Below are 10,623 nucleotides of genomic sequence, written 5' to 3'. Positions count from 1 at the left end.
GGAAATTATGTTCATATCCCGTCAGAAATGAAATAGTTACGTCAACTAACCGTTAAAACATTCTTTTTTTCTCTAATATTTTGTAGTCGAATAGATTATTTATATCTTTGCAACCGCAATGGATGAAAGGTGGAGGGGCAATTAAGCTCCTTTTTTTGTTCTTATATAGTTAATCAATGATAGAAAAGAAAACTGTTTGTCAAATTGTTGACGAGTGGCTGGAGGGAAAAGAGTACTTTCTGGTGGAAGTAACTATCAGCCCGGACGACAAGATTGTGGTGGAAATTGACCACAAAGAAGGGGTTTGGATTGAAGATTGTGTAGAGTTGAGCCGATACATCGAATCCAAGTTGAACCGTGAGGATGAAGATTATGAGTTGGAGGTAGGTTCTGCCGGTATCGGACAGCCATTTAAAGTGTTGCAACAGTACATCAACCACATCGGAAAGGAAGTGGAAGTACTGAGAAAAGACGGACGTAAGCTATGCGGCGTACTGAAAACAGCCGATGAACAGCATTTTACGGTAACTGTAGAAAAGAAGGTAAAGCCCGAAGGCGCTAAACGCCCCACATTAGTGGAAGAGGACGAAACCCTTGCGTATGATGAAATAAAATATACTAAATACTTAATCAGTTTTAAATAAGACTATGGCCAAAAAAGTAGAAACTGTCAGTTTGATAGATACATTTTCGGAATTTAAGGAACTGAAAAATATCGATAGAACCACCATGGTGAGCGTACTTGAAGAGTCGTTCCGTAGTGTGATTGCGAAGATGTTCGGCACCGATGAGAATTACGACGTTATCGTGAACCCGGACAAGGGGGACTTCGAAATATGGCGTAACCGTGAAGTGGTGGCGGATGAAGACTTGGAAAATCCGAACTTGCAGATTGCATTATCGGAAGCACAGAAGATTGATGCTTCTTATGAAGTAGGCGAGGAAGTGACGGATGAGGTAATCTTCGCAAACTTTGGACGCCGTGCTATCTTGAACCTTCGCCAGACGTTGGCTTCTAAGATTCTGGAACTGGAAAAAGACAGTATCTATAATAAATATATTGATAAGGTGGGCAACATCATTAATGCAGAAGTATACCAGATATGGAAGAAAGAAATGCTGCTGCTAGATGATGAAGGTAACGAGTTGCTGCTGCCTAAGACGGAACAGATTCCGAGCGATTTTTATCGCAAAGGAGAAACGGCACGTGCCGTTGTAGCCCGTGTGGACAACAAGAATAACAACCCGAAGATCATTCTTTCGCGTACGTCGCCAGTATTCCTGCAACGTCTGTTCGAAATGGAAGTGCCCGAAATCAATGATGGACTGATTACCATCAAGAAGATTGCCCGTATCCCTGGTGAACGCGCCAAGATTGCCGTTGAGTCATACGATGACCGTATTGACCCGGTAGGTGCCTGTGTTGGTGTGAAGGGTAGCCGTATTCATGGTATCGTTCGTGAGTTACGCAACGAGAATATTGACGTAATCAATTACACGTCCAATATTCAGTTGTTTATTCAGCGTGCTCTCAGTCCTGCGAAGATTTCTTCTATTCGTTTGAACGAAGAAGAACGTAAGGCGGAAGTCTTCCTGAGACCGGAAGAAGTATCGCTGGCTATTGGTAAAGGCGGTTTGAACATCAAACTTGCCAGTATGTTGACTGAGTACACTATTGACGTATTCCGTGAGTTGGATCAGGCTGTTGAGGATGAAGATATCTACTTGGATGAGTTCAGGGATGAAATTGACGGTTGGGTGATCGATGCCATCAAAGCGATTGGTATCGATACTGCAAAAGCCGTGCTGAACGCTCCGCGTGAGATGTTGATTGAGAAGACCGACCTGGAAGAAGAAACAGTGGACGAAGTATTGCACATTTTAAGTTCGGAGTTTGAGGAAAGCGAAGGCGAGCCTGAGTTTGAGGCTGAAGCTGAGCCTGAATCTGAAACAGAAACAGAGACAGAATAAGTGTCTGCTGACATTGGTTTCTGTTTGCACTAACTTCTTTCTCCACATTATTCATTAATTTTTTAGTATGACGATTAGGTTAAATAAAGTAACAAGAGATTTGAATGTAGGAATTTCGACAGTAGTTGAGTTCTTGCAGAAGAAAGGCTTTGCCGTTGAGGCAAACCCCAACACAAAGATTAACGAGGAGCAATACGCCTTGCTCGTGAAAGAGTTCAGTACAGATAAGAATCTTAGACTTGAATCGGAACGTTTTATTCAGGAACGACAGAATAAAGATCGTAACAAAGCATCGGTATCCATAGATGGTTACGAAACTGAAACTGCGGATAAACCGAAAGTGGAAGAAATTAAGACTGTTGTCCCCGAAGATGCACGTCCGAAGTTTAAACCTGTCGGAAAAATTGATTTGGATAAGCTGAACCGGAAACCGGTAGTAGAGAAAGTGGAAGAAAAGAAAGTAGAAGAACCCGTATCTGTGGTAAAGGAAGAACCGAAACCGGAGCCGAAGCCGGAAATCAAACCGGAGCCGAAGCCCGAACCCAAACCAGAGCCCAGGCCTGAACCAAAGCCGGAACCGAATCCTGAACCCGAACCGGCTCCTGTGGTGAAAGAAATACTGAAACCGGAAGTTGTAGAGAAACCAGCTCCTGCTCCGGTAGTGGCAAAAGAAGAAGTAAAAAAGGAAACGCCTGCTTCCGTAGCACCTGCTGCTAAGGAAGAAGTGAAACCTGCAGTTGCAGAAGAAGCACCAGCAAAGGAGGGAGATGAAATCTTCACCATCCATAAGCCGGAGTTTGTTTCCAAAATCAATATCATCGGTCAGATTGACCTGGCTACGCTGAACCAGTCTACACGCCCCAAGAAGAAGACCAAAGAAGAGAAACGGAAGGAGCGCGAAGAGAAGGAGAAAATCCGTCAGGATCAGAAGAAGCAGATGAAAGAAGCGATTATCAAAGAAATTCGCCGCGAGGACAACAAAGCGAAGGATGGTAAGGAGAAAGATACCGATGCCAACGCCAACAAGAAGAAACGTCTTCGTATTAATAATAATAAGGAGAAGGTTGACATCAACAATGCATCCAATTTCCAGCGTGGAGGTGACAATCGTGGTGGAGGAGGTAAAGGTTCTCATGCCGGCGGTGGTCAGCAAGGTGCCGGTGGTGGTAATAACCATCAGGGTGGCAACAAGAACAACAACCGTAACAACAATAACAAGGATCGCTTCAAGAAACCGATCATCAAGCAGGAGGTTAGTGAGGAAGATGTAGCTAAGCAGGTAAAAGAAACCTTGGCACGCCTCACTTCCAAAGGTAAGAGCAAGACTTCCAAATACCGTAAGGACAAGCGCGAAATGGCGAACAGCCGTATGCAGGAACAGGAAGACCGCGAAATGGCGGACAGCAGAGTACTGAAAATTACGGAATTTGTGACTGCCAACGAATTGGCAAGCATGATGGATGTTTCCGTAACGCAGGTTATTGCTACTTGTATGAGTATCGGTATCATGGTGTCTATCAACCAGCGTCTGGATGCTGAAACCATCAATCTGGTGGCGGAAGAATTTGGATACAAGACTGAATATGTCAGTGCGGAAGTGGCACAGGCCATTGTAGAGGAAGAAGATTCTGAAGAGGATTTGGAACCGCGTGCACCGATTGTTACTGTCATGGGTCACGTAGACCATGGTAAGACATCATTGCTCGACTATATTCGTAAGGCGAACGTAATTGCCGGTGAAGCCGGTGGTATCACGCAGCACATCGGTGCTTACAACGTGAAACTGGAAGACGGACGTAAAATAACGTTCCTCGATACTCCGGGTCACGAAGCATTTACCGCTATGCGTGCCCGTGGTGCGAAGGTGACGGACGTGGTTATCATTATCGTTGCTGCCGATGATAACGTGATGCCGCAAACGAAGGAAGCTATCAACCATGCTATGGCTGCCGGTGTACCTATCGTATTCGCTATTAATAAGATTGATAAACCGACTGCCAATGCTGACAAGATCAAGGAAGAACTGGCATCTATGAACTACCTCGTTGAAGAATGGGGCGGTAAGTATCAGTCACAAGATATCTCAGCCAAGAAAGGTCTGGGTGTGAACGAACTGTTGGAAAAGGTATTGCTGGAAGCAGAAATGCTGGATCTGAAAGCAAACCCGAACCGCAAGGCTACAGGTTCTATCATCGAGTCTTCACTGGACAAGGGACGTGGTTATGTAGCTACCATGCTGGTATCGAACGGTACACTTCACGTAGGTGACATCGTACTGGCAGGTACAGCGTATGGTAAGGTGAAAGCTATGTTCAATGAACGTAACCAGCGCCTGAAAGAGGCCGGACCGTCTGAGCCAGTATTGATTCTGGGATTGAACGGTGCACCTGCTGCAGGTGATACATTCCACGTAATCGATACGGAACAGGAAGCCCGTGAAATCGCTAACAAGCGTGAACAGTTACAACGTGAACAAGGTCTGCGTACTCAGAAGATGCTTACTTTGGATGAAGTTGGCCGCCGTCTGGCATTGGGTGACTTCCACGAACTGAATATTATCGTTAAGGGTGACGTGGATGGTTCTGTTGAGGCATTGAGCGACTCACTGATCAAGCTGTCTACAGAACAGGTACAGGTGAATGTAATCCACAAGGGCGTTGGAGCTATCTCCGAGTCCGATGTTTCACTGGCTGCCGCTTCGGATGCTATCATCATCGGTTTCCAGGTACGTCCATCGAACGCCGCTGCAAAGACGGCGGAGAACGAAGGTGTGGATATCCGCAAGTACTCAGTAATCTACGACGCTATCGAAGAGGTGAAGGCCGCTATGGAAGGTATGTTGGCACCGGAAGTGAAGGAGCAGGTAACTGCAACTATCGAGGTTCGCGAGGTGTTCAATATAACCAAGGTAGGTCTCGTAGCCGGTGCGTTAGTGAAGACTGGAAAGGTGAAACGCAGCGACAAGGCTCGTTTGATCCGCGACGGTATCGTAATCTTTACCGGTTCTATCAATGCGTTGAAACGTTTCAAGGACGATGTGAAGGAAGTAGGTACCAACTTCGAGTGCGGTATCAGCCTGACGAACTGCAACGATATCAAGGTAGGCGATATTATCGAATCTTACGAAGAAATAGAAGTAAAACAAACTTTATAAGATGATAAGATGGTAAGATAATAGAATGTAAGATAATATATGTGCCAATTGCCCTGCGGCATCGTTTATACGCAGTCAATTGGCACATTGTTGTATCAACTATTATTATTCTATCATCTTGCCATCCTATCATCCTATTATCTTATTATATATGACGATAATAGATATCATCCTATTAGTAGTGATTGGCGCGGGAGCAGTCACCGGTTTTATAAAAGGTTTCATCAGACAACTGGCATCTATCCTTGGATTGATTGTTGGGTTGCTGGCTGCGAAAGCGCTGTATGTGTCGGTAGCGGAGAGAGTCTTTTCTAAGATAACGGACTCTATGACATTTGCACAGATATTGGCATTTGTTGTTATCTGGGTAGTGGTGCCGTTATTGTTTTTGCTGGTGGCATCTTTGTTGACGAAGGCGATGGAAGCAATTTCCCTCGGTTGGCTGAATCGCTGGCTGGGTGCCGGACTGGGTGCATTGAAATTTCTGCTATTGGTGAGTCTGCTTATCTGTGTTGTCGAGTTTATCGACTCGGATAATACGATGATTGATAGAACAATGAAGGAGGAATCCGTGTTATATTATCCTATAGAGTCGTTCGCGGGAATGTTTTTCCCGGCTGCAAAAGAAGTTACAGAACAATATATACTTAATACATAATGCAACCCGAAGAACCCAATAAATATGTAAAGGAACTAACGCAGGAGAAGTACAAGTACGGCTTCACCACCGACGTGCATACGGAAGTCATTGAGCGTGGGCTAAATGAAGATGTTGTACGGTTGATCTCTGCGAAGAAGAACGAGCCGGAATGGCTGTTGGAGTTCCGTCTGAAAGCATATCGTCACTGGTTGACGTTGGAGATGCCTACATGGGCACATCTCCGTATTCCTGAGATAGATTATCAGGCTATTTCCTACTATGCCGATCCGTTGGCGAAGAAGAAAGATGCTCCGAAGAGTATGGACGAGGTAGACCCTGAGTTGATAAAAACCTTCAATAAGCTGGGGATTCCCTTGGAAGAACAGATGGCATTGAGTGGCATGGCTGTAGATGCTGTGATGGACTCCGTGTCTGTGAAGACTACGTTCAAGGAAACGTTGATGGAGAAAGGAATCATTTTCTGTTCCATCAGTGAAGCTGTACGTGAGCATCCGGATTTGGTGCAGAAGTATCTTGGTTCCGTTGTGGGATACCGTGATAACTTCTTTGCTGCATTGAATTCGGCAGTATTCTCCGACGGTTCGTTTGTATATATCCCGAAAGGGGTACGCTGTCCGATGGAGTTGTCCACGTATTTCCGTATCAATGCGCGTAATACAGGCCAGTTTGAGCGGACGCTGATTGTGGCGGATGATGATTCGTATGTTTCCTATCTGGAAGGTTGTACGGCTCCGATGCGCGATGAGAATCAGTTGCATGCTGCTATCGTGGAGATTGTGGTGCATGAACGCGCGGAAGTGAAGTACAGTACCGTACAGAACTGGTATCCGGGAGATGCCGAAGGTAAAGGCGGTGTCTACAACTTTGTTACGAAACGTGGTAACTGCAAAGGTGCGAACAGTAAGCTCTCCTGGACACAGGTAGAGACAGGTTCGGCTATTACGTGGAAATACCCTTCCTGTATTTTGACGGGAGATAACTCTTCGGCTGAATTCTACAGTGTGGCGGTGACGAATAACTACCAGCAGGCGGATACGGGTACGAAGATGATTCATCTGGGTAAGAATACCAGCAGTACGATTGTCAGCAAAGGTATTTCTGCCGGACATAGTGAGAACTCTTACCGTGGCTTGGTGCGTGTAGCTCAAAAGGCGGATAATGCGCGTAACTATAGCCAGTGCGACTCTCTGTTGCTGGGTGATAAGTGCGGTGCGCATACCTTCCCGTATATGGATATCCATAATGAGACGGCAGTTGTGGAGCATGAAGCGACTACCAGCAAGATCAATGAAGACCAGATATTCTATTGTAACCAACGTGGTATTTCTACGGAGGATGCTGTAGGGCTGATCGTGAACGGTTATGCTAAGGAAGTGCTTAATAAGCTGCCTATGGAGTTTGCGGTAGAGGCTCAGAAATTGTTGGCTATTTCGTTGGAAGGCAGCGTAGGATAAGTTTAAAATAAAAAAATAAATATCATGTTAGAAATAAAAGACCTGCATGCCAGTGTAAATGGCAAAGAGATATTGAAAGGCATCAACCTGTCGGTAAAAGCAGGTGAAGTGCATGCTATTATGGGACCGAACGGTTCTGGAAAGAGTACTCTTTCGGCTGTATTGGTAGGTAATCCTGCCTTTGAAGTAACAAAGGGAAGCGTGACTTTCTGTGGTAAGAACCTTTTGGATTTTTCACCGGAAGACCGTAGCCATGAGGGCATCTTCCTCAGCTTTCAATATCCGGTAGAAATTCCGGGTGTGAGTATGGTCAACTTTATGCGTGCAGCGGTGAATGAGCAACGTAAATACAATCATCTGCCTGCTCTCAGTGCAAGTGAGTTCTTGAAGTTGATGCGTGAAAAGCGTGCCATTGTGGAACTGGACAATAAACTGGCTAACCGTTCAGTGAACGAAGGTTTCTCAGGTGGTGAGAAGAAGCGGAATGAAATCTTCCAGATGGCGATGCTGGAACCGAAATTGAGCATCTTGGATGAAACGGATTCCGGACTGGATATCGATGCTTTGCGTATCGTAGCCGAAGGTGTGAATAAGCTGAAAACACCGGAGAACAGTACCATTGTCATCACTCACTACCAACGCTTACTGGATTATATCAAACCTGACGTCGTACATGTGCTTTATAAAGGTCGTATCGTGAAAACTGCGGGACCGGAATTGGCTCTGGAACTGGAAGAGAAGGGGTATGATTGGATTAAGAAGGAGTTGGGAGAATAAATTATGAATGCAGAACAACAATACATAGATCTTTTCTCCCAGACGGAAGCGATGATATGCCAGCACAGCACCGAGGTGATGAATACCCCTCGTGCCACTGCGTTTGCCGACTTTGAGCGGCTTGGCTTTCCTACCCGTAAACAGGAGAAATATAAATATACCGATGTCAGCAAGTTCTTTGAACCGGACTATGGGTTGAACCTGAACCGTCTGGATATTCCGGTAAATCCCTATGAAGTATTCAAATGCGATGTACCCAATATGAGTACCTCCCTGTACTTTGTAGTGAATGATGCTTTTTATAATAAAGCATTACCTGCTTCACATCTACCTGAAGGAGTTATCTTCGGTAGTTTGAAGGAGATGGCAGAGAAGTATCCGGAACTGGTAAAGAAATACTATGGCAAGCTGGCAGATACTTCAAAAGACGGAGTGACAGCATTCAACACTGCTTTTACACAAGACGGTGTGTTGTTATATGTACCTAAGAATGTTGCTTTGGAACGTCCTATCCAGTTGGTAAACATCCTGCGGGGGGATGTGAACTTCTTGGTGAACCGCCGGGTATTGATTGTACTGGAAGATGGCGCACAGGCACGTATGTTGGTGTGTGATCATGCCATGGATGCCGTGAACTTCCTGGCAACCCAGGTGATAGAAGTATTCGTAGGTGAGAATGCTGTCTTTGATCTTTACGAACTGGAAGAAACGCACACAAGTACCGTACGTATCAGCAATATGTATGTGAAACAGGAAGCCAACAGCAATGTATTGCTGAATGGCATGACCTTGCATAACGGTACTTCCCGCAATACCACTGAAGTATTGTTGGCAGGTGAAGGCGCTGAAATCAACCTTTGTGGTATGGCCATTGCAGATAAGAATCAGCATGTAGATAATAATACAATCATCGACCATGCTGTGCCTAACTGTACGAGTAATGAACTCTTTAAGTATGTGCTCGATGATCAGTCTGTCGGTGCATTTGCTGGTCTGGTGTTAGTGCGTCCGGATGCGCAACATACCAGTTCGCAGCAAACGAACCGGAACCTTTGCGCCACACGCGAGGCACGTATGTATACGCAGCCACAACTGGAAATTTATGCCGATGATGTAAAGTGTAGCCATGGCGCTACTGTTGGTCAGTTGGATGAAAATGCACTCTTCTATATGCGCCAGCGCGGTATTCCGGCACGTGAAGCCCGCTTGTTGCTGATGTTTGCCTTCGTGAACGAAGTAATTGATACCATTCGTCTGGATGCTTTGAAGGATCGCTTACATCTCTTGGTTGAGAAACGTTTCCGTGGCGAACTGAATAAGTGCCAAGGCTGTGCGATATGTAAGTGAGAATATATTAATACCTAAACAACATGTATGATATTCAAAAGATAAGAGCCGATTTTCCCATACTTTCCCGTGAAGTGTACGGCAAACCATTAGTCTATTTGGATAATGGGGCGACGACACAGAAACCGCGTTGTGTGGTGGATGCAATAACGGATGAATATTATTCTGTCAATGCCAATGTGCATCGTGGTGTACATTTCCTGTCGCAACAGGCAACGGAATTGCACGAGGCAAGTCGCGAAACAGTGCGGAAGTTCATCAATGCCGGTTCTATAAATGAAATCGTATTTACAAGGGGAACCACGGAAAGCATCAATTTGTTGGCAGCCAGTTTCGGTGAAGAATTCCTGAGTCCGGGTGATGAAGTGATTGTTTCAGTAATGGAACATCATAGTAACATTGTGCCTTGGCAACTGCTGGCTGAACGGAAGCGTATCAACCTGAAGGTTATTCCGATGAACGACCGCGGCGAACTCCTGATGGATGAATACGAGAAGCTTTTCACTGACCGGACGAAGATTGTGAGCGTAGTACATGTGTCCAATGTTCTGGGTACGGTCAATCCTATCAAGGAAATGATTAAGATTGCCCATAAGCATGATGTACCTTTCCTGGTAGATGCGGCACAATCCATTCCTCACATGGCAGTGGACGTGCAGGATCTGGATGCTGATTTCCTTGTATTCTCGGGGCATAAAGTGTATGGGCCTACCGGTGTGGGCGTGCTTTATGGTAAGGAAGAATGGCTGGATAAGTTACCTCCTTATCAAGGCGGCGGTGAGATGATAAAGCATGTATCTTTTGAACGTACTACCTTCAATGAATTGCCATTTAAATTCGAAGCCGGTACTCCTGATTATATCGGTACTACGGGACTGGCGAAAGCGCTCGATTATGTTTCTGCCATTGGCATGGATCAGATTGCCGCTTATGAGCATGAATTGACGGAATATGCCACACAGCGATTGAAAACAATCCCTGGCATGCGCATCTTTGGTGAAGCTGCAGAGAAAGGGAGTGTCATCTCTTTCCTTGTGGGTGATATTCATCACTTCGATATGGGCACATTGCTCGATCGTCTCGGTATTGCCGTACGTACAGGACACCATTGCGCCCAACCGCTGATGCAACGCCTCGGCATAGAAGGAACAGTGCGTGCTTCCTTTGGAATCTATAATACAAAAGAAGAAATCGATGTCTTGGTGGCAGGTATCGAACGTGTCGGTAAGATGTTCTGATTAGTGATTAGGGGGTAGTGA

Annotated in this window: 8 protein-coding genes; all 8 read left to right on the top strand. The window is 45.5% G+C overall.

The window, feature by feature from the left end:
* Positions 1-176 precede the first annotated feature (176 nt).
* Positions 177-644, top strand: coding sequence for a ribosome assembly cofactor RimP (rimP, locus tag BWI44_RS10245; RefSeq protein ID WP_007661583.1), 468 nt, complete (start codon positions 177-179; stop codon positions 642-644).
* A gap of 4 nt (positions 645-648) precedes the next feature.
* Positions 649-1,971 (top strand): transcription termination factor NusA, encoded by a 1,323-nt coding sequence (nusA, locus tag BWI44_RS10240; RefSeq protein ID WP_007661584.1) that lies wholly within the window; start codon positions 649-651, stop codon positions 1,969-1,971.
* A 67-nt stretch (positions 1,972-2,038) separates the two neighbouring features.
* Positions 2,039-5,125, top strand: coding sequence for a translation initiation factor IF-2 (infB, locus tag BWI44_RS10235; RefSeq protein WP_195208685.1), 3,087 nt, complete (start codon positions 2,039-2,041; stop codon positions 5,123-5,125).
* 151 nt (positions 5,126-5,276) lie between these two features.
* Positions 5,277-5,783 carry a CvpA family protein gene (locus tag BWI44_RS10230; protein WP_138290882.1) on the top strand — a complete coding sequence of 169 codons (507 nt, stop codon included), beginning with the start codon at positions 5,277-5,279 and terminating at the stop codon, positions 5,781-5,783.
* A complete protein-coding gene (gene sufB, locus BWI44_RS10225; protein ID WP_138290883.1) occupies positions 5,783-7,240 on the top strand; it encodes a Fe-S cluster assembly protein SufB in 1,458 nt (485 codons plus the stop codon). The genes BWI44_RS10230 and sufB overlap by 1 nt, the downstream gene beginning before the upstream one ends.
* 24 nt (positions 7,241-7,264) lie before the next feature.
* A complete protein-coding gene (gene sufC, locus BWI44_RS10220) occupies positions 7,265-8,017 on the top strand; it encodes a Fe-S cluster assembly ATPase SufC (RefSeq protein WP_007210912.1) in 753 nt (250 codons plus the stop codon).
* A 3-nt stretch (positions 8,018-8,020) separates the two neighbouring features.
* Positions 8,021-9,364, top strand: a complete 1,344-nt coding sequence (sufD, locus tag BWI44_RS10215) for a Fe-S cluster assembly protein SufD (protein WP_138290884.1) — start codon at positions 8,021-8,023, stop codon at positions 9,362-9,364.
* A gap of 23 nt (positions 9,365-9,387) precedes the next feature.
* On the top strand, positions 9,388-10,602 hold the full coding sequence (locus BWI44_RS10210; RefSeq protein WP_195208686.1) for an aminotransferase class V-fold PLP-dependent enzyme: 1,215 nt from the start codon (positions 9,388-9,390) through the stop codon (positions 10,600-10,602).
* Positions 10,603-10,623: the final 21 nt, after the last annotated feature.

Origin of the sequence: Bacteroides sp. Phil13, assembly GCF_001940965.1 — a bacterium.
Lineage (GTDB): Bacteria > Bacteroidota > Bacteroidia > Bacteroidales > Bacteroidaceae > Bacteroides > Bacteroides intestinalis.
The sequence above is the reverse complement of the archived record's forward strand: the minus strand, read 5'-3'. Positions and strand labels throughout refer to the sequence as shown.